At 68.7% G+C, this 19,118-nt stretch carries 18 protein-coding genes; 11 read left to right on the forward strand and 7 right to left on the reverse strand.

From position 1 onward, the window contains the following. The first annotated feature begins 57 nt into the window (after positions 1–57). The 6 genes from ACGFJ2_RS53615 to ACGFJ2_RS53640 are packed head-to-tail and all read left to right on the forward strand — an operon-like array spanning position 58 to position 6,698. Positions 58–1,881, forward strand: a complete 1,824-nt coding sequence (locus ACGFJ2_RS53615; RefSeq protein WP_393482131.1) for an ABC transporter substrate-binding protein — start codon at positions 58–60, stop codon at positions 1,879–1,881. A 3-nt stretch (positions 1,882–1,884) separates the two neighbouring features. Further along, on the forward strand, positions 1,885–2,892 hold the full coding sequence (locus tag ACGFJ2_RS53620) for an ABC transporter permease (RefSeq protein WP_393482134.1): 1,008 nt from the start codon (positions 1,885–1,887) through the stop codon (positions 2,890–2,892). After that, positions 2,889–3,794, forward strand: coding sequence for an ABC transporter permease (locus ACGFJ2_RS53625; protein ID WP_357654253.1), 906 nt, complete (start codon positions 2,889–2,891; stop codon positions 3,792–3,794). Before ACGFJ2_RS53620 ends, ACGFJ2_RS53625 begins: the two co-directional genes overlap by 4 nt. Before the next feature lie 2 nt (positions 3,795–3,796). Continuing rightward, positions 3,797–4,786 carry an ABC transporter ATP-binding protein gene (locus tag ACGFJ2_RS53630; protein ID WP_393482138.1) on the forward strand — a complete coding sequence of 330 codons (990 nt, stop codon included), beginning with the start codon at positions 3,797–3,799 and terminating at the stop codon, positions 4,784–4,786. Then, complete coding sequence (locus tag ACGFJ2_RS53635) at positions 4,783–5,793, forward strand: ABC transporter ATP-binding protein (RefSeq protein WP_357946131.1); 1,011 nt, start codon at positions 4,783–4,785, stop codon at positions 5,791–5,793. The genes ACGFJ2_RS53630 and ACGFJ2_RS53635 overlap by 4 nt, the downstream gene beginning before the upstream one ends. Continuing rightward, positions 5,790–6,698 (forward strand): GNAT family N-acetyltransferase, encoded by a 909-nt coding sequence (locus ACGFJ2_RS53640; RefSeq protein ID WP_358197766.1) that lies wholly within the window; start codon positions 5,790–5,792, stop codon positions 6,696–6,698. Before ACGFJ2_RS53635 ends, ACGFJ2_RS53640 begins: the two co-directional genes overlap by 4 nt. An 89-nt stretch (positions 6,699–6,787) precedes the next feature. Here ACGFJ2_RS53640 and ACGFJ2_RS53645 read toward each other — a convergent pair whose 3' ends face one another. Then, on the reverse strand, positions 6,788–7,897 hold the full coding sequence (locus ACGFJ2_RS53645) for an exo-beta-N-acetylmuramidase NamZ domain-containing protein (protein WP_393482142.1): 1,110 nt from the start codon (positions 7,895–7,897) through the stop codon (positions 6,788–6,790). Positions 7,898–7,954: 57 nt separating this feature from the next. Here ACGFJ2_RS53645 and murQ point away from each other — a divergent pair, with 57 nt between their 5' ends. From murQ to ACGFJ2_RS53660, 3 genes are all read left to right on the forward strand, one after another. After that, positions 7,955–8,854 (forward strand): N-acetylmuramic acid 6-phosphate etherase, encoded by a 900-nt coding sequence (murQ, locus tag ACGFJ2_RS53650; protein ID WP_363988348.1) that lies wholly within the window; start codon positions 7,955–7,957, stop codon positions 8,852–8,854. Positions 8,855–9,012: 158 nt separating this feature from the next. Beyond that, positions 9,013–10,068 (forward strand): serine hydrolase domain-containing protein, encoded by a 1,056-nt coding sequence (locus tag ACGFJ2_RS53655; protein ID WP_393482146.1) that lies wholly within the window; start codon positions 9,013–9,015, stop codon positions 10,066–10,068. A gap of 84 nt (positions 10,069–10,152) precedes the next feature. Next, the gene (locus ACGFJ2_RS53660; RefSeq protein ID WP_393482149.1) at positions 10,153–11,124 is read left to right on the forward strand and encodes an aldo/keto reductase; all 972 of its coding nucleotides are present in this window, start codon (positions 10,153–10,155) and stop codon (positions 11,122–11,124) included. Between the two features lie 9 nt (positions 11,125–11,133). On the opposite strand, the gene ACGFJ2_RS53665 is transcribed toward ACGFJ2_RS53660, so the two are convergent. Beyond that, positions 11,134–11,967 carry an acyl-CoA thioester hydrolase/BAAT C-terminal domain-containing protein gene (locus tag ACGFJ2_RS53665; RefSeq protein ID WP_393482152.1) on the reverse strand — a complete coding sequence of 278 codons (834 nt, stop codon included), beginning with the start codon at positions 11,965–11,967 and terminating at the stop codon, positions 11,134–11,136. A gap of 86 nt (positions 11,968–12,053) precedes the next feature. Here ACGFJ2_RS53665 and ACGFJ2_RS53670 point away from each other — a divergent pair, with 86 nt between their 5' ends. After that, positions 12,054–12,623, forward strand: a complete 570-nt coding sequence (locus ACGFJ2_RS53670; RefSeq protein WP_357946115.1) for a DinB family protein — start codon at positions 12,054–12,056, stop codon at positions 12,621–12,623. 5 nt (positions 12,624–12,628) lie between these two features. On the opposite strand, the gene ACGFJ2_RS53675 is transcribed toward ACGFJ2_RS53670, so the two are convergent. After that, on the reverse strand, positions 12,629–12,796 hold the full coding sequence (locus ACGFJ2_RS53675) for a hypothetical protein (RefSeq protein ID WP_393482155.1): 168 nt from the start codon (positions 12,794–12,796) through the stop codon (positions 12,629–12,631). Between the two features lie 289 nt (positions 12,797–13,085). Continuing rightward, positions 13,086–14,108: a hypothetical protein gene (locus tag ACGFJ2_RS53680; RefSeq protein ID WP_393482158.1), complete on the reverse strand. Its 1,023-nt coding sequence runs from the start codon at positions 14,106–14,108 to the stop codon at positions 13,086–13,088. A gap of 480 nt (positions 14,109–14,588) precedes the next feature. Between ACGFJ2_RS53680 and ACGFJ2_RS53685 the strand changes: the two genes are divergently transcribed. Further along, the gene (locus ACGFJ2_RS53685; RefSeq protein ID WP_393482161.1) at positions 14,589–15,809 is read left to right on the forward strand and encodes a S8 family serine peptidase; all 1,221 of its coding nucleotides are present in this window, start codon (positions 14,589–14,591) and stop codon (positions 15,807–15,809) included. Between the two features lie 483 nt (positions 15,810–16,292). On the opposite strand, the gene ACGFJ2_RS53690 is transcribed toward ACGFJ2_RS53685, so the two are convergent. From ACGFJ2_RS53690 to ACGFJ2_RS53700, 3 genes are all read right to left on the reverse strand, one after another. After that, positions 16,293–17,210 (reverse strand): transglycosylase SLT domain-containing protein, encoded by a 918-nt coding sequence (locus ACGFJ2_RS53690; RefSeq protein ID WP_393482164.1) that lies wholly within the window; start codon positions 17,208–17,210, stop codon positions 16,293–16,295. A gap of 250 nt (positions 17,211–17,460) precedes the next feature. Continuing rightward, the gene (locus ACGFJ2_RS53695) at positions 17,461–18,045 is read right to left on the reverse strand and encodes a hypothetical protein (protein WP_357946104.1); all 585 of its coding nucleotides are present in this window, start codon (positions 18,043–18,045) and stop codon (positions 17,461–17,463) included. 13 nt (positions 18,046–18,058) lie between these two features. After that, positions 18,059–18,538 carry a hypothetical protein gene (locus ACGFJ2_RS53700; protein WP_357946102.1) on the reverse strand — a complete coding sequence of 160 codons (480 nt, stop codon included), beginning with the start codon at positions 18,536–18,538 and terminating at the stop codon, positions 18,059–18,061. Between the last annotated feature and the right edge of the window lie 580 nt (positions 18,539–19,118).

The raw sequence follows: 19,118 nt of genomic DNA on the forward strand, positions 1-19,118 counted from the left end.
GGGTCCGGCTAATCCCACGCGATCCTCAAGCAGGTCCGACACTCCCCGGAGCGGTACATGAAGCGACTAGCAGCGGTAGTAGCGTTGCTGGGCCTGGCCACTGCCACAGCGTGCAGCAGTGGCTCCACCAACAAGTCCAGCTCGGGCGGTGGTGGCGGGCTCTTCACCACGATCGACGTCAACCGGCCGGGCCTTGAGGCCTCGGCCCCGGCCAACCCGTACAACCCCAAGGGCAACTCGTTCTCCGGCTTCAACGCGATGAGAATCGCGTGGGTCAAGAACCACCTGACGGACCCGAACCAGGCTCTGCCCGGCATCGCGGCGAGCTGGGAGATCGCGCCGGACAACTCCGCGATCACGCTGAAGCTTCAGCCGAACGCCAAGTGGTCCGATGGCAAGCCGGTGACCGCCGAGGACGTCAAGATGTCCATCGGCATCGCCTACACGCAGGGGAGCACGGCCTTCTCGCTCACCCCCGGCGCGGCGGGCGCCGCCGCGGAGGTCACGGTCGTCGACAACCAGACCTTGAAGATCACGCAGGACATGGCCAGCCCCAGTCCGAAGTTCGCCCGCGGCGTGCTCGACACGGCCGTCCTGCCCGCCCACGTGTGGAGCAGTGTCCTTCCCGCGGACTTCTGGGACAAGCTCAAGGCCGCCCGGGGCGACGGCGCGGAGGCGGAGAAGGCCCGCGCGGAGATCACCGCCCTGGGCCAGAAGGTGATCGCCTTCGCCCCGCCCAAGGACGTCTCCGCCGGTCCGTTCGTGCTGGAGCGGGTCAATCCCGCGGAAGCCCTGCTGGTCAAGAACAAGAACTTCTTCAACGCCGCCAACGTGGCCCCGTCGCAGGTGAAGTTGCTCAACTACACCGGCAACGAGCAGATCTGGAACTACCTCACCGCCGGCAAGCTCGACCAGTCCGGCTTCGTCGCCGCTCCCACGGACGTGATGAACCGGATCAAGCAGGGCCCGGGCAACGAGGTCATCAAGGGCTACTCGCCGGTGGCCGTGGGCATGGCCTTCAACCAGTCCAAGAAGCCCTATGACAACGTGCACGTGCGCAGGGGCCTGGCCTACCTCATCGACCGCGACCAGGTCACCAAGGTCGCCTCGCCCGAGGGCGGCACCCCGGCCGTCACCACCAGCGGCATCCACCAGAAGGCCGCGCAGGCCTGGATCCCCGACACGCTGCCGAAGCTCGACCCGTACAAGCCCGACGCGGCGAAGGCCGAGGCGGAGTTCAAGTCGGCCGGGCTGACGAAGAAGGACGGCAAGTGGACGCTGGCCGACGGCACGCCGTGGAAGGTGTCCATGCACGCGCCGGCCGGCTTCTCCGACTGGCTGTCGGCGCAGGAGAACATCAAGAGCCAGCTGGTCAAGGCCGGCATCGACGCGGAGATCCAGACCAGCCCCGACTTCCCCGTCTACCTTGAGGAGCTGGCGGCGGGCAAGTACGACGTGGGCTTCTGGCTCATGGCGCTCGGCCCGGCGCCGTACGACATCTTCCAGCGGCTCTACGGTGCCTCCAACGGCTGGACCAATGTCGCGGGCAAGATCGAGCACTCCCCGGCGGGCAAGGGCGGCAACTGGATGGGCGGCCCCGAGCAGATCGAGGTCGACGGCGCCAAGATCGACCCGGGTGAGCTGACCGGCAAGCTGAACTCGGCCAACGAGGAAGCCGCCAAGCCGATCATGGCGCAGCTGGCGAAGGCGGCCAACCAGGACCTGCCGGTCATCCAGCTCTGGGACTACGTCAACAACCAGTTCGTCAACAACAGCCGATTCACCGGCTGGCCCCACGACGACGAGATCCTTCGTCTCGGCAACGGCGTCCTCGCCTCCGGTGTGTGGATCCAGCTCGGTATGGTCAAGTCGAAGCAGTAACTTATGACACTTATCGCACGACGACTCGCGGGCCACCTGGCCCGCGGTTTCGTCATGATCCTCGTTGTGGCGACGATCAGCTTCTTCATCATCAACAACATCCCGGGCGACCCAATGGCGGCCCAGTACGAGAAGCTGCTCCAGAGCGGCATGGCTCCGGAGGCGGCCACGCAGGCCGTCAAGGTGCTGTATGGGTTCCAGCCGACGGGCTCGCTGTGGCAGCAGTACACCGACTACATCGGCGGGCTGCTCCACTTCGACCTCGGTACCTCGGTCAGCCGTCCGGGCAAGCCCGTGCTCAGCGTGCTCGGCGAGGCGGCCAAGTGGACCATCCTGCCGGTGCTGGGGGGCACGCTGCTCAGCTTCCTCGTCGGCGTCATCCTCGGCGTCTATGCGGCCATCAAGCGCAAGAGCAAGCTGGGCGACGCCCTGGCCATCTCCGGCTCGCTGCTGCACGGCATCCCGCAGTATGTGCTGGCGATGCTGCTCGTGGTCATCTTCGCCACGCTCATCCCCATCCTGCCCGCCGACGGGCCGGTGGACATCATGTTCGAGCCGGGCTTCAACGCCGGCTACCTCGGCTCGCTCGCCGAGCACGCGGTGCTGCCGATCGCCACCTACGCGCTGTCGGCCTACGGCGGCTGGGTGCTGGCGATGAAGTCGAGCGTGGTCACCGTGCTCGGCGACGACTTCATCCTGGCCGCCGAGCTACGCGGCATGAAGCGCTCGATCATCTTCCGCTACATCGCGCGCAACGCGATCCTGCCGCTGTTCACGATCCTCGCCCTGTCTCTCGGGCTGCTGCTCGGCGGCGCGGTGTTCATCGAGAAGATCTTCAACTATCCGGGACTCGGGTGGCTGCTCATCGAGAGCATCAACACCCGTGACTACGCGCTGATGGGCGGGGCGTTCCTGCTGATCACCGCCGCCGTCATCGTGGCGAACATCGTGGCCGACCTGTTCTACACGGTGATCGACCCGCGGGTACGCAGCGGAGAGGACTCGACATGAGCACCGTGCTGATCCCTGAGACGGCGTCCGCCGCCGCGACCATGCGCCGTAACTTCTGGCTCGGTGTCTGGCGGGTGATGAAGCGCAAGCCGAGCCGGCTGGCCGGTGCGGTCATCGTCGCCGGCTTCGCGTTCATGGGCGCCTTCGGGCCGATGTTCTATCCGGACCAGCTGCCGGACGACTCCAACGCCATCACCCAGGCGCCGAGCTGGGCGCACTGGTTCGGCACCGATCCCCAGGGCAGGGACGTGCTCGCGCTGGTCATCACCGGCTCCCGCTACGTGCTGCTCAGCGCCGCGGTGACCGCGGTCATCACGGTGGTCTTCGGTACCACGCTCGGCCTGTTCTCCGGGTTCAAGCGGGGTCGCTGGGACAGCGTGCTCATGCGGATCACCGACATGAAGCTCACCATCCCCGCCCTGCCACTGCTGCTGGTCCTGGCGATGGTCTGGAAGTTCGGCAGCCCGATCCAGATGGGCCTGGTGCTCGGCCTGCTCGGCTGGGGCGGGGTGGCGCGGGCCGTACGCGCGCAGACGCTGTCCCTGCGCGAACGCGGCTTCATCGAGGCCGCGCGCGGGCTGGGCCTGTCCACCAGGCACATCATCAGCAAGGAACTGCTGCCCAGCATGGCTCCGTACATCGCGATGAACATGCTCATCGCGGTCACCGGCGCCGTCTACGCGCAGGTGGGCCTGTTCTTCCTGGGCGTGCTGCCGTACGAGGCGAACAACTGGGGCGTGATGCTCAACCTGGCCGTGTTCCAGGCGGGCGCCATGATCACGCCCAACGCGCTCGGTTATCTGCTGGGGCCGCTGCTGGCGATCCTGCTGCTCACCCTTGGCATCGTGCTCGTGGTCGACGCCATGGACGAGATCTTCAACCCCCGGCTGCGTGAGGAGTAGCAGTGGCGGACCAAGCGCCGGGAGTGCGCATCGACGACCTCACGGTCGTCTACAAGACGCCGGCGGGCGAGTTGCCCGCCGTACGCGGCATCAGCCTGACCCTGGAGCCCGGCACGATCACCGGCATCGTCGGCGAGTCGGGGTCCGGCAAGTCGACGCTGGCCCTGTCGCTGCTCAACGCGGTGCAGCCGCCGGGCAGGATCGCGGCGGGCAGCGTGGAGATCGACGGGCTCGGCGACGTGGTCGGGCTCGCGGGCGAGGAGCTGCGCAAGGCCAGGGGCGCCCACATCGGGTACGTCTTCCAGGCCGCCCAGAACTCCCTCAACCCGCTCAAGACGGTCGGCAAGCAGCTGCTCGACCTGGGCCGCTCGCACGGCGTCCAGGACCTGCCCGGCCTGGTCCGCGAGGCCAGGGAACTGCTGGGCCGGATGGGCCTCGACGGGGCCAGGGTGCTGGACTCGCACCAGCACGAGCTGTCCGGCGGCATGCGGCAGCGGGTCGGCATCATGCTGGCGCTGGTGCTCAACGCGCACCTGGTGGTGCTGGACGAGCCGACGACCGCGCTGGACATGATCACCCAGGCGAACATCCTGAAGATCGTCCGCGAGGTGCACGCCGAGCGCGGCCTGACCACCCTGGTGATCACGCACGACATCGGCGTGGTGGCCGAGGTGGCCGACCGGCTCGCGGTCATGTACGGCGGACGCCTGGTGGAGCAGGGGCCCACCAGGGAGGTGCTGGGCGCGCCCCGCCATCCCTACACCAGGGGCCTGATCAACGCGATCCCCCGGCTGGTCGGCGACATCGACGAGGCCCGCGCACTGCCGGGACGGCCGCCGACGCTGGCGACGGTGCCCAAGGAAGGCTGCGTGTTCAGGGAGCGCTGCGCGCTGCGGATGGACGTGTGCGACACCGTCGATCCCTCGGTGGTGGCGGACGGGGCGAGGTTCGTGGCCTGCCACGCGGTGACGGTGAAGGAGCACGCTTCGTGATTACCGGGACGGGCATCACCAAGACGTTCAAGCAGCGCGGCAACATGCTCGGCAAGCGGGAGGTCCCGGCGCTGCGCGGTGTGGACTTCGCGATCGCCAAGGGCGGGTCCGCCTCGTTCATCGGCGAGTCGGGCTGCGGCAAGACCACGCTCGGGCGCATCATCGCCGGGCTGGAGTCCTACGACGCGGGCGAGATCGCGATCGACGGGACGCCCATGTCGCCGCTGAAGGTCAAGCAGCGGCAGCCGCACTTCCGCAAGATCCAGATGATCCACCAGGACCCCTACTCGGCGCTGAACCCGACCCGGACGATCTACCAGACCCTCCAGGCGCCGCTGGCGCTGCGGGCCGGGCAGACCGGCCGGCCCAAGGGGTGGATCGACGAGCGGGCCGCCGAGGTGCTGTCGCTGGTCGGCCTCGACCCCGGAACGGTCCTGTCGCGCTACCCGCACCAGCTCTCGGGCGGCATGCGGCAGCGCGTCGTGATCGCCCGCGCGCTGACCGTCGACCCCGAGATGCTCGTCGCCGACGAGGCGGTCTCGATGATCGACGTGTCGCTGCGGCTCGGCATTCTGGCGCTGCTGAAGGACCTGCGCGAACGGCTGGGCGTCAGCGTGCTGTTCATCACGCACGACGTGGCCACCGCGCGCTACATCGGCGGTGACGGCGAGCTGTACGTGATCTACCGCGGCCAGGTCGTGGAGCGCGGGCCGGTGGACACGATCATCGCCGACCCGGTGCATCCGTACACGCAGTCGCTGCTGTCGGCCATCCCCGTCCTGCACGGGCTGGAGCGGCCCGGTGAGGAGCCGGTGGTGCCGCTGGAGCCGCTCGCCGCCGACCAGTCCGACAGCGGGTGCCTGTTCGCGCCCCGGTGCCCGTTCCGGGGCGACGGGTGCACGAGCGAGCGGCCGCTGCTTCAGGTGACGGACGGTGTACCTCAGGAGCACGCCTGCTACTACCCGCGGCGGCGCAGCGTCATCGCGCGCCCGATGAGCGAGGTGTGACCCCGGTGACCGGGCAGGCCGACTCCGCCGACCTCGCGGGCGCCGCGGAGGTGATCCGGCACGCCGACGCAGCCGACCTCGCGGTCGCCGCGCAGGTGGCGCGGGCGGCGCTGACGCTGGACGGCGGTGAAGGGGCGGCCCTGGTCGAGCGGCTGGCGCGTCCTCCCGCCGGTCGGCGCTGGGCCGCCCTGGTGATGGACGGCGGGGTCGTCATGGCCTCGGTGTCCGCCAAGGATCCGGCCGTCGGGCACCTCGATCTGCTGGCCGTACACCCTGACGCGCGGGGCCGGGGGCACGGCCGGGCGCTGGTCGGCGCGGCCGAGGAGTGGCTGCGGTCGGAGGGGGCGAGGCAGGCGCGCTTCGCCGGGAACCCGCCCTGCTACGCCTGGCCGGGCATCGACGTGCGCTACACCGCCGCCGCGTGCCTGGCGGAGCGCCTCGGCTATGAGCGCTATCACGTGGCCTGGAACATGACCGCCGACCTCGGTGCGGACCTGTCCGTCGAAGAGGAGCCGGCACGGCTGGCCGAGGCCGGAGTGAGCGTGCACGCGGCCGTGACGGATCGGGAGCGGGTCGCCGCCTTTGTGCGTGAGCACTGGAACGAGAACTGGGCCTGGGAGGCCGCCAACGCCGCCGGGCTGCACTACGCCGAGCGCGACGGGCGGATCCTGGGGTTCGCCGCCTGGGGGGCGCGGCCCGCGTGGTTCGGGCCGATGGGGACTGCGCCCGAGGCGCGCGGGCTCGGCGTGGGCGGCGTGCTGCTGCGCCGCTGCCTGGCCGAGATGCGCGCCGCCGGACTGTCCAGCGCGCAGATCGGCTGGGTCGGGCCGCTGCGGTTCTACTCGCACGCCGTGGGCGCGCGGGCCGAACGCGTCTTCTGGCTCTACCGACGCGATCTGGCGTGATGTCACACGCCGGTACGGTTTCCGCCACCTTCGGTGCGCCGCTTCACGCGGCCACCGCAGGTGCGCACTCCGCAAGCTGCGGTGCGCCGCTAGTAGAGGAGCCGTCCTTCGGGGTGGACGGGGTCAGGGCAGAGGGAGCGTGGGTCCTCCCCGGCGTCCAGGCACCTCGTGAGCGTGTCGGAGCCCCACAGGTGGTCCATGAACAGCTCGGGCCCCCACCAGGCCAGCTCGCCCGGGTACAGCGTGCGAGCCACGTGCAGCATCGACAGGCCGGTCAGCACCGGCCGGTACACCTCCCGGTCGTGCACGTGCAGCTGGACTCCGTGCACGGTCGTGCCCGCGTGCTTGTGGAACGTCGGCGTGAACCAGGTCTCCCTGAACCGCACCCCCGGCAGGCCGAGCGCGTTGAGCGCGGGCGCGAACCGGTCGTCGACGTACGGGGCGCCGACCAGCTCGAACGGCCGGGTGGTGCCACGTCCCTCGGAGAAGTTCGTGCCCTCGAACAGCCCGGTGGCCGGGTAGGCGTACGCGGTCTCGACGGTCGGCATGTTGACCGACGGCATCACCCAGGGCAGCCCGGTCTCGGCGAAGCTCATGCCGCGCCGCCACCCGTCCATGGTGACCACGCGCAGGTCCAGGTCGAAGCCGAACAGCGTGGCCAGCTCCCCGGCGGTCCTGCCGTGGCGTACCGGCAGCGGGAATCTGCCGACGAAGCTGGCGAACTCCGGGTCGAGCAGCGGTCCCTCCTCAAGGGTCCCGCCGAGCGGGTTGGGCCGGTCCAGCACCACGAACCGCAGGCCCAGCCTGCTCGCCGCGGCCATCAGGTCGTACATGGTCCAGATGTAGGTGTAGAAGCGCGTGCCGACGTCGGCGATGTCGAACACCAGCGTGTCGACCCCGGAGCCGGCCACCACCTCGTCCAGCGCCGCGCCGGAGACCTTGTGCGTGTCGAAGACGGGCAGGCCGGTTCTGGGGTCGATCGTGTCGGACTCGCTGCCGTTCGCCTGAGCGGTGCCCCGCATGCCGTGCTCCGGACCGAACAGCGCCGTCAGCGGCACCCCGGCCGCGATGAGGGCGTCCGTCGTGGGGGTCAGATCAGGCAGGACTCCTGTGGGGTTGGTGATCAGGCCGAGCCGGTCGCCGCCCGCCAGGGTGGGATCCGTGGCCAGCCGTTCAGCGCCAGTGCGTACGTACGTCATGAACCCATTGTCTGAAAGATATTTACAAGAGAGAAGTAGAGGGTGGAAATTAGCGTCATGATTGATCCGCTCCCCGAGCTGCCCACCGAACAGAGCGATCCCCGCTACAGCCAGATCGACCGGCTGCCGACAGAGCAGGTCGCCCGGCTGATGAACCAGGCCGACGCCGCCGTGCCCGCCGCGGTCGCCGTCGCGATCCCGGTCATCTCCGCCGCCATCGACGCGATCGCCGCGCGCATGGCGGAGGGCGGGCGGCTGCTGTACGTCGGCGCCGGTACGTCGGGGCGGCTGGCCGTGCTCGACGCCTCCGAGTGCCCGCCGACGTTCGGCACCGATCCGTCGCTCGTCCAGGGCATCATCGCGGGCGGTCCGGACGCGCTCACCCGCTCGGTCGAGGGTGCGGAGGACGACGCCGAAGCGGGCGCCGCCTCGCTCGCGGAGCTGGAGGTGGGCCCGCTCGACTCGGTGGTGGGCGTGTCGGCCAGCGGGCGGGCGCCTTTCGTGCTCGGCGCGCTGGCGGAGGCGACCCGGCGGGACGCGCTGACCGTCAGCCTTTCGTGCAACGACGGCGCGCCCCTGTCGGCCGCCGCCGAGCACGCGATCGAGGTGGTGGTGGGTCCCGAGGTGGTGACCGGCTCCACCCGGCTCAAGGCGGGCACGGCTCAGAAGCTGGTGCTCAACATGATCTCCACCATCTCCATGGTCCGGCTCGGCCGTACGTACGGCAACAAGATGATCGAGATGTCGGCGATGAACAGCAAGCTGGCCGACCGGGCGCTCCGCATGGTGCGCGACATCACCGGCGCCGACAACGACACGGCGGGCAAGGCGCTGGACGCGGCGGGCGGACAGGCGAAGATAGCGGTGCTGATGATCCAGCACGGGCTCGACGCCGGAGGGGCCCGCGCCCTGCTGGAATCGCACGGCGAGCGGCTCAGCGACGCGCTGAGCAGCTGAGAGCGACGCGCTGAGCAACTGAGCGACGTGCTGAGCGACTGACGGGACGGGCTGTATCACGGGCCGGACTGCTTGACGGACCGGATTCCTGTACGGCCCGGAACTGCTCGTGGGCGCGGTGAACCCACGAGCCGGCGGACTTACGGGGAGGCTGAACGATGTCCGATCGGCTGGACGCGATCCTGGCGGACGGCGTGCCGCGCGTGTGCTCGGCGGCGGTGGCGGTGATCTCCGTGGACGGCTCGGTGGCCGCCTCGGCCGTCGCCGGGGAGCTCGTCCGCTATGCCGACCTCGAGGGCACCCTGATGGCCGACCGGCCGGCGGCGGCCCGCGACTCGGTCTTCGATCTGGCCTCGATCAGCAAGCTGTTCACCACGGCCGTGGTGCTGTCGCTGGCCGAGGAGGGCCGCCTGGACCTCGACGAGCCGGTGGCGGCCTGGCTGCCGGGCGCCGACCCCCGGGTCACCCTGCGACGCCTGCTCACGCACACGGCCGGCCTGCGGCCCACGCGCCGCATAGACCTCGAACTACCCGGCGCCGATCCGGCCGCGCGCATGGCGGCGATGGTCGGCACCCCGGTCACCGGCCCGGTCGGCGGGCCGTACCTCTACAGCGACGTGGGCATGGTCATGGTGGGCCGCGTCGCCGAACTGGCGGGCGGCGCGCCACTGGACGCACTGGTCGGCGAACGGGTCACCGGCGTGCTCGGCCTGACCGACACCGGCTACCGCCCGGGCCCGGCGACGCTCCCGCGCATCGCCGCCACCGAGTGGAAGCCCGAGCGACAGGGACCCGGCTGCGTGCGCGGCGAGGTGCACGACGAGACCGCGTACGGCCTGGGCGGCGTGGCTGGACACGCGGGCGTGTTCGCGACGGCCGACGACCTGCTGACATTCGGCGAGACACTGCGGCTGGGCGGCGGTGCGCTGCTGCGCCCGGAGACCGTGGCCGAGATGGTCCGCGACCAGGGAGCGGAGGGCGCGGCGTTCCGCCACGGCCTCGGCGTACGGATCGGCGACCCGGCCATCGTGGGACCGCTGGACGCCGCCTTCGGCCATTCCGGGTTCACCGGCACCTCGCTGGTCGTCGACCCGGCCCGCCGGTTGACCGTGGTGCTGCTGACGAACGCCGTACACCCGGTGCGGGGCCGCGACGGCATCCGCGGGCTGCGTCACGCGGTCGCCGGAGAGGCGCTCCGGCTCGCGGCGTCCTGACACCGGACCCCATCGCTCCTGGTCAAAGCGCTGGTGTGGCATCATCCCGAGCGGTATACCGACTATGAAAGCAGAGGCGCCGAGATGCGTGATGAGCTGACTGTGCGGCCGATGGGGCGGAGCGGGTTGCCGGTCACGCCGGTGGGGATCGGGCTGGCCGCGCTGGGCCGGCCGGCGTACATCACGCTCGGCCGGGAGGAGGATCTCGGCGATGATCGCAGCGTCGCCGCGATGCGGGCGCGGACCTGGGCGGTGCTGGATGCGGCGCTGGCGGCCGGCGTACGGTACTTCGACGTGGCCCGCTCCTACGGCAGAGCCGAGGAGTTCCTCGGCGGCTGGCTACATGAGCGCGCCATCGCGCCCGGGGCCGTGACCGTGGGGTCGAAATGGGGATACGCCTACGTCGGCGACTGGCGGATGGACGCCGACCGGCACGAGGTGAAGGAACTGTCCGCCGACCGGCTGCGCCACCAACTGGACCAGACCCGAGTGCTATTGGGCGAGCACCTTTCGCTCTACCAGATCCACTCGGCCACCGTCGAAAGCGGCGTGCTCGGCGACGAGGACATCCTGGCCGAACTGCGCGAGTTGCGCGCCGGGGGTGTCTCGGTCGGCCTGTCCACGACCGGCCCGCACCAGGCGGACACCATCGACCGGGCGATCGAGATCGGCCTGTTCGACACGATCCAGGCCACCTGGAACCTGCTGGAGCGATCCGCCGGCCCCGCCTTGGCCCGGGCGCACCGGTCCGGCCTGGGCGTGATCGTCAAGGAGGGCGTGGCGAACGGCCGCCTGACCTCCCACGCCGCCCCTCCGGCGCTGGCCGGCGCCGCCCGGGAACGCGGTGTCACACCGGACGCGCTGGCCTTGGCCGCCGTCCTCGCGCAACCGTGGACCGGCGTGGTGCTCAGCGGGGCCGCCTCGGTGGACCAGTTCCACAGCAATCTGACCGCGACCCGGGTCGGCTGGGATACGGAACTGGACGAGCGCCTGGCCATGCTGACCGAGGACCCCCAGACCTACTGGACGACCCGAAGCTCGCTGAAGTGGCAGTGATCGCTCGGGTCAGCCGCGAAGCAGATCGAGGATGTGCGGCCAGGCGGCCGCTCCAAGCTCGGCGTCGGCGGCGGCGTCACCCCCGTAAAGGAAGCGCGGCGATTCAGGGGCCGGGCCTTCACCTGGAAGACGCGGGCGATGGCCGGCGTCGGCCCGGCTGATCAGACGAGCGGTGCCGCGACGGGCCAGGAGTCGCTCGGCGAACGGGAGGGACGGCCACATCGCATCGTCCCCTCCCGCCACCAGCAGCACGTCAGCCCTGCTCTCCTCGATGGGGATCTCGGCGGCGGGGAGCAGGTCGGCGAAGGTCCGCTCACTGCGCTCGTACCAGCCGCGAATGGCCACCGGGCCGTCCGCCGGTTCAGGAGCAGTCCAGTTGTCGTCGTACGGGATGAAAGGCAGCGGTTGCCCCTTCCACGTCCAGGACGACCGGTAAGGGCGGTCCCGTCCGTCTCGCCCTGAGCCGACATTGCCCCACACCACGGAGGTAGGCGACATCGCCACGACGCCGTCGACACGCGGGTCATGGACGGAGGTGAGCAGGGCGGCTTCCGCCCCTTTGGAGGAGCCCAGCAGGCAGATGCGGTGTACGCCGGTGGATTCGAGCAGGTCGATGGCGGACACGAAAGTCTCCAAGGGGATCTCGCAGATGCCTGGTGATTGTCCGGGACCGCCGAACCATCGGATCGACATCGCGGTCATGCCCTCCTGGGCGAGGATACGAGCCCGCTCCCGGTCGATGCGTCCGCTCGACCCCGCCAGAACAAGAACGCCCGTGTGGCCGATGACGTCAGGAGTGATCAGGACGCCTTCCCACGGCTCGGCCAGTTCCCGCTCATCCATGATGATCCTTACCTCTCGGCACTCGGCGGCATCGCACTCTACTGAAGACGGCAATCCGATCCTGTCCGTTGCGGCAGGCTGGACCCATGACCGACCAGACCTGGAACACCCTGCTCCGAGATCAGACCCACTGGCACTGGACCCATCAGGTGCGCGAACGCCTCGACGGGCTCACCGACGACGAGTACTTCTGGGAGCCCGCGCCCGGCAGCTGGAGCGTGCGCCCGCGCGGCACCGGCGACGCGCCGGTGCGGGCCGGGTCCGGCGCGATGACCATCGACTTCGCGATGCCGATGCCCGATCCGCCACCGTTCACGACGATCGCCTGGCGGCTCGGGCACGTGATCGTCGGCGTGCTCGCGATGCGCAACGCCTCCCATTTCGGTCGCGCGCCCATCGACTACCAGTCGTTCGAGTACGCCGCGAGCGCGGACGCGGCGCTGGCCCAGCTCGACGCGGAGTACGCCACGTGGCTGGCCGGGGTCGAGTCCCTCGGTGAAGCCGGCCTCGCCCGCCCGTGTGGGAAGGCGGAGGGACCGTATGCCAAGTATCCGCTGTCCGCGCTGGTGCTGCACATCAACCGCGAGCTGATCCACCATCTGGCCGAGGTATGCCTGCTCCGCGACCTCCACCTGCACACCCGGCCGCGCGCCTAGGCGGCTCATAGGTGCCCGTCAGTGGCTGTCGGTCCTCCGTGCCTGCCGGGGCGTACGCGGGTCACGCCCCGGCAGACGAAGCGGAGCGCGTCGGCGTCGCGGCGGCCCGCCTCCGCGGCCGCCGACTTGATCAGCTCGGTCCGCCCGGCGACCGCCGCCAGGTCCTCCCCCATGGTGCTCCACCACCTCCTCCTGCCACGCCTTGCGCAAGACCTGAACGAACTCCTCACCCTGCGCCCCTGGTGCTCGAAACCGACCCCCGCCGCCTCGAACTCCTCCCGCAGCCACCCCAGCCCGAGCCCGGCCGTCAGCCTGCCCACGGAGACGCTCTGACCGCCGGGCGGAGCTCCTGAACAGGCAAATTATTCGCTCAGTACAGCATCTGGGATGCCGATCCTCTCATGGGGCGATGAACAGCCACGATGCGGTCCAGCCTCCCTGTCAGATGATTGAGCCGCTTAATCACAGCTGCTTTTCCCTTGGTGGCGCCGACCCCGGTGGAGAGTCATCATCACCCGCTTCTTTTCCTACCCCACGCGAACTGTCCCGGACACTTCTGAGAACATTTTGCCCCTGCTCATCCACCAGTCCTGTGATAATTTGCTGCGCGGCTCCGAAAACCGCCGCCCAGGCGATGATCTGCGCACTGGTGTCGAGATTGCTTAGTCCCGGGATAAAGCGTCCTTGAATCAGCATCAGACCGATGACCGCGGACACGGCTCCGGCCGGAAGCTTCAGGAGTGACAACACGACTGGAAGCATATAAGGCGCCGAAGTCCCGTATATTCGACGAAGCCCGAAAGCGCCCACCAACGAGGCCGAGGTCAACCCGATGAGCTCCACGACGGGCACGTCCCACTTGTTCGGTTCGGTGCCGATCGGGCACGCGGGCCCGGTCGTCGGATCATGGAAGCAGAGCTTTATCACCGCCGGAGATATGAAACCCACTACGGCCAGGACCAAGGCGATAACCGCCATAACGGCGGTGGACACCAATATCGTGTTACGAAAGCTGCGGAGCCGCGCCTTCTCCTGCTGGGCGGATATGTTGGCCGCCTGCATGGTGATGACCGCCAATGTGCGATCCTGCGGGGCCAGCTTTCCGTCCTGATGAAGGAGAAGTTGTTCCAGCTTGGCCCTTCGCGGGTCCTGCTTCCCCAGGTGCTGCAGTGCGCGCGCGAGGACATCACTGCCCCACCACGGGAGTTCCTCATCCGGCATCAGCCTCAAAAGGGCGACTTCAGCCTCGTTGATATTCGCCCAGGTGCGATCCACGGCGAATCCCGACCAGGCTCCAGCCAGACTCGGCTTGCGTGCCGCGGCCTCTTCAGCCGCTTTGAGGTGCCTTTGTGCACCAAGAGCGACCGGAGATTCTTCGTCCAGTCCGTCAAGCTGGCTCCGCAACTCGGTGATGTGCGCCAGGGCGCGCTGCCGCCATGAGCACGCGTCCTTTCCCGGCACATCCTTTATGGGTTTCATCGTCATGGAGCCTTCCAGGCGCCCAGTAAAAACAGGCTTTAGATGCCCGGCTTACAATGGCGAAAAACATCGCGCGATTAAAGAGTGAATCGATTTTCCATCTCGATTAACAAGCTGGTGGCCGAACTGGCGATCGAAGATGTGACCGGCTATAACCTCAAGCCGGACCCGCAGGACCCCGACCTTCATCGCATCGTGGGCGGGCTCATGGTCGGACTCACGGCCTGGGGCATCTGGGCTTCAGAGCCTGGGTCCGCGCGAACCCCGTCGATCGCAGGCGCTGCGCACCAGGGGACCGTACTACCAGTTCCGGCGCATCGATCTGCAGCAGCATCTCGCGGACTGGCGGCACACGGCGTCCAGAAAGGAGGAGCGGCCCGTTCATTGACCTCATTTCATCCTGGCTTGGGGGCGAGCCGAGACACGCATGGGCATCGTTCCGTGGGAGCCGGCCCATCCGGGGCGGTGGAGATCAGGAGTGCTGCCATGGGTGAGAGATACAGCGTGCTGCGAGATCTGAGCGGCGCGCGTACGGCGAGTCCGTTCGAGATGGCGCTGCCGGCGGAGCTCGGGGCGGCCCGAGGGTTCGCCGTCGGTGCGGAGCCGCACGTGGAGGCCGTCGAGCTCAGCAAGCGCGAGGTACGCGACATGGTCCGCGATCCCGAGGTGCGGGGGGTGGCGCGCGTGATGCCGACGTCGCTCATCCGTCCGATCGAGGACGGCACCGGTGAGCAGGCGGAGGCTGAGGCGCGTGCGGCAGCGGCCACGTGGGGTGTCAAGGCGGTGGGGGCCGACGTCTCGACGCGTACGGGGGCGGACGTGATCGTGGCGGTGTTGGACACTGGCATTGACGCCACTCATCCCGCTTTCGCCGGGGTGACGCTCATTCAGGAGGACTTCAGCGGCTCGGGCCTCGGCGACAAGGCCGGCCACGGTACCCATTGCGCGGGCACGATCTTCGGCCGTCCCATCGACGGCACGCGGATCGGTGTCGCGCCTGGTGTGACGCGGGCCCTGATCGGTAAGGTCCTGGCCGACGACGGGAGCGGCGACACCGAAGGGCTGCTGCGAGGGCTTGAGTGGGCGCTGCAGCAGGGCGCCCAGGTGATCTCGATGTCCCTGGGGTTCGACTTCCCCGGCATGGTCCAGCGGCTGGTCGACCAGGGACGGCAGCCGAATTTCGCCACCTCGCTCGCCCTCGAGGCGTACCGGGCCAACCTGCGGCTCTTTGACGCTCTCATGCAGATGGTCGCCGCCCGCCAGGCCATCGGCACCGGCACGATCGTCGTCGCCGCCGCGGGGAACGAGAGCCAGCGCGAGACCGGCCCCGACCTCGAGATCGCCGTGTCGCTGCCCGGCGCCGCGCAGGGCGTCATCGCGGTCGGTGCGCTGGCTCAGTCGACTGTCACCGGCAACGGCCTGGTCATCGCGCCCTTCTCCAACACCTTCCCGCAGATCAGCGCTCCTGGTGTCGGCGTGGTCTCTGCCCGGGCCGGCGGCGGCCTCCGCACTCTGAGCGGCACCAGCATGGCCACGCCGCACGTCGCCGGTGTGGCGGCGCTGTGGTGGGAGGAGGTGCTGAAGTCGCCGCTGCCCGCGACGGCCTCCACCGTCACCGCACGCTTGCTCGCGGAGGCCGTCGTCAGCCCGCTGGCCGCGGGAGTGGACGTCGCCGACCGCGGCGTGGGCTTGGTACGCGCCCCGTAGCTCGCAGAGGCGCCGAGCCCGGAGGCGGTCAGGGCGGGCAGCAGTTCATCCAACGCACCCGAAACGGGCCGAACAAGCGGATCGTCGACGAAAGCGACCGATGGAATGGCGGGCAGGCGGATGCGCAGGGGACAGCCTTGCTGCTCGGTCTTGATCGCTGAGGAGACGGGGGGCGAATGTGTCGCCTCTCGTCTTCGAGGCACGTACCGGAAAGCTGCGTTCAGGCACGGCCTCGGTGTACATGTCGATACTCGCCACTCTGTCGGTGGCGCACGGCGGCCTCTCCGAGCAGGCCCATCTGATCGTCAAACACCGCGGGCCGACTTGGAGGAAGAGGGGGACGATGTCCGCGTCGCGTTCCATCTCCTTGGCGAACGTCTGCCCGTAGCGTGCCCCTGTTGGACGGCTCCCCGAACCTCATGTCGGGAGAACGGATGAAACGGGCCCACCACACGCGGCCGAGCCGGGCGTGCTCGGCAAAGGTCAGCGGGGGCCGGTGAGGCGGACGTCGCCCTGCGCGGACAGGACGAAGACCTGCCAGTTGTAGTACGCGTAGAAGCTGCGCGAGTCGCGCTTGATCTGGCGTGCGTGCGCGAGGACGGCATCCACGTACCGGGCATCGTGGTTGTAGGCGAACACCGCACGCCGGTAATCTCGCGGCGCCCCCGACGCCTTGAGGTAGTTGGCCGCGGCAAGCACCGCGTCACGCGCGTCCTGGACGTCCCCGCCCAGCCCGTACTGCCGCCACGTGCCCGGCATGAACTGCATGGGCCCCTGCGCCCCGGTGGAGCTCGCCGACCTGACCCGTCCGAACTTCGTCTCGACGAGCATGATCGCCGCGAGAACCTCCCACTCGACACCGAACCGCTTCTCGGCCCGCACCATGTAGCCACGCAAACGCTCGGCGGGCTGCGGCTCCACCAGACGCATCCGCTTGCGCTGCGCCGCGCTGATCGGACGGGCCAGGGACAGCAGCTTCCCGATGGCCGTGGCGTTGTCGCGCGCCTCAGCGGCCAGCCCCTTGGGCAGACGCCTGACGACCCCCTGGGTCAGCGTCGTACTGCGGGCCATCGCCCGGTAGATGCGCTGCTGATGAAGAGAGAGCAACACGACGTCCTGCGGCGGCCGCTCCTGCGACCCCTTGGTCCAGCTGTCGATCGCCTCGTTCAGCGCGGCGGTCGTCTTCTTCAGAGCATCGGCCAGCTTGACGGGGTCGCTGGGAATGCGGACATCAGGCGCAGGCACCCCCATGGCTCCCGCCTCCGGAGAGGGCGTCCGGGTGGCGCTCGGAGCGGTGGCCTGGGCGGGCCGCTCCGGTGCCGCCGATCCGTCCGCCGCACCGCCGCATCCCGCGAGGACGGCTACGAGGGACGCCGCGATCATGACGTGGACCGATCTCATGACGCCCTACCGTATCGCCCGGATCACCTGCCGGAGGTGCGGCATCGCCCACTTCCCGGCCGGCCCCGACTGTCATGACGGCTCTTCGAAGTCAAGCGGGGTCGAGGCAGCCGCGCTTGACGGCGAAGAGCCCATATCAGGTGCATATCTCTGTTACGAGGCGATGATTTCCGTGGATGGCTTGCGGCCCACCCACGAGGCGCCGAAGAGCCCGCACAAGGCGGGCTGTTCGGGGTGGGATATTTCCGAGTTAAGACATCGTTTCCAGTTCGGCACGCGTCAGCTTAAGGGTGTTGTCCGGCAGCGACTCGGGGTTGCTGGAGGTGTCCAGCGGATACTTGGCCTGGACGGGGTTGAGCAATGCGGCGGGCGAGTCAGGGTAAGTTTCCAGGAACAGGACGTAGCCGCTGTCCTGGTTCATCGGAGTGGTGTGCTCCTCCTCATAGGTCACCCCTTCGAAGTTTCCCCCGAGCTCCTTGACCTCGATGGACTGCCCCACCTGGGCCTGACCTTTGAAGACCTTTATCACCTGGGCGGTGTAGACGGTGATGACCGTCGGCGGGGCCTCGGGCTGAGCAGCCACCCCGGCCGGGGCTCCCGCGTTGGGATTCAGGTTCGGATCTGTCTCTGCGGGATCGGGCGCTTCCTCTTGTTCCTGGAGATAACGCGGCTCTCCGACGATGCGGGCTTCGACGACCAGGGTCGCCTTCTCGAAGAGCGCGTCGGCGCTTTGGTACTGGGGATAGTCGGCTCGATAGAGGACAGGTTCCTCATGCGCCGAGCATGCGGTCACGAACACCGCGGCGAAGACAAGTGCGCCAAGACGCCGTAGCACGGGCCGGCCTCCTTTAGTAGTAGGCATTGACGTCGGCGACATCGTGCGACTGGGGCTTGGTCATCGAGTTGCGGTTCCTGCTCGAATTCATGATCGAGGTGCCCGAGTTGTGCGCGAGGTTCAACGCGTGCCCGAGCTCGTGAACCAACGTGCTCGTGACGAAGTTCGAGAAGTTCGACGCGTCCCTGTTGATCGTCCGGGAGTTCAGCCGGACGTACATGCACATCCCGCCGCACCTCTGATAGTGCCCGTAATAGGTGTTGCTGTAGGACTTCACCGTGATCGTTGAACCTGAATTTGAGTTCTTGTAGAAATTGGCGGGGCTCGCGGTCGCGTTCCAATTGGACAGCGCCTTGTTCATCGGCGTCTGCCAGGTGCCGTTATAGCTGTAGGGGTAGATATGAATACTGGCGATGTCCTGACCGGTGCCGTTCCAGTGGGCGAATGCCGGCGAGACGCCCACCGTTCCCACCAGCATGACGGCGAGGACCATGAACAATCCTCGCCGTGCGTTACGTCCTAACGTTCCCGAATGCATTGTCGAGCCGTCACTCCTTGCGTTCTGGGGGGTGTTGTGCGTGCACACAAAAGGGAGCTGACCGCCGAGATAAAAGTCAAGGCCCGGCTATCGAATGGGAGGCGTCGAAAGCTGATCGAAGCGCTTTGAACGGAGTATGAACGCGAGGATGATCACGTGTCAAGGATTGGCTGAGCAGGGTGTCGACGACATGGTCACTCCTACCGAGCAAGGAGGGAGATACAGCGCGGACGCGGCCCCACCCGCCCGCTCCGCGGGGACCAGGGGCCAGAGTCCAGCGCTGGTCGTCGGCGAACCCGTGCGCCAACAACTCACGGGTCGGTTCGGCTTCCAGCCGCGGCCACTGTGCGGCGGTCGGCTTCTCCCGCGAGACGGGCCCCTGCGACCGCAGCGCCCCGCTGCCCGGCCGCACGCCAGTGACCGGCCGACCGACCGCTCACTGACGTGATCTCAATCAATTGCCGGTAGGTAGTCGTGCTCGAAATGGGTGAGGACAAGCGCTGCGCGAGCGATGTCGCCGATTCGGCTGGGGCTG

The organism is Nonomuraea sp. NPDC049028 (assembly GCF_043197735.1).
In the GTDB taxonomy this organism is placed as follows: Bacteria; Actinomycetota; Actinomycetes; order Streptosporangiales; family Streptosporangiaceae; genus Nonomuraea.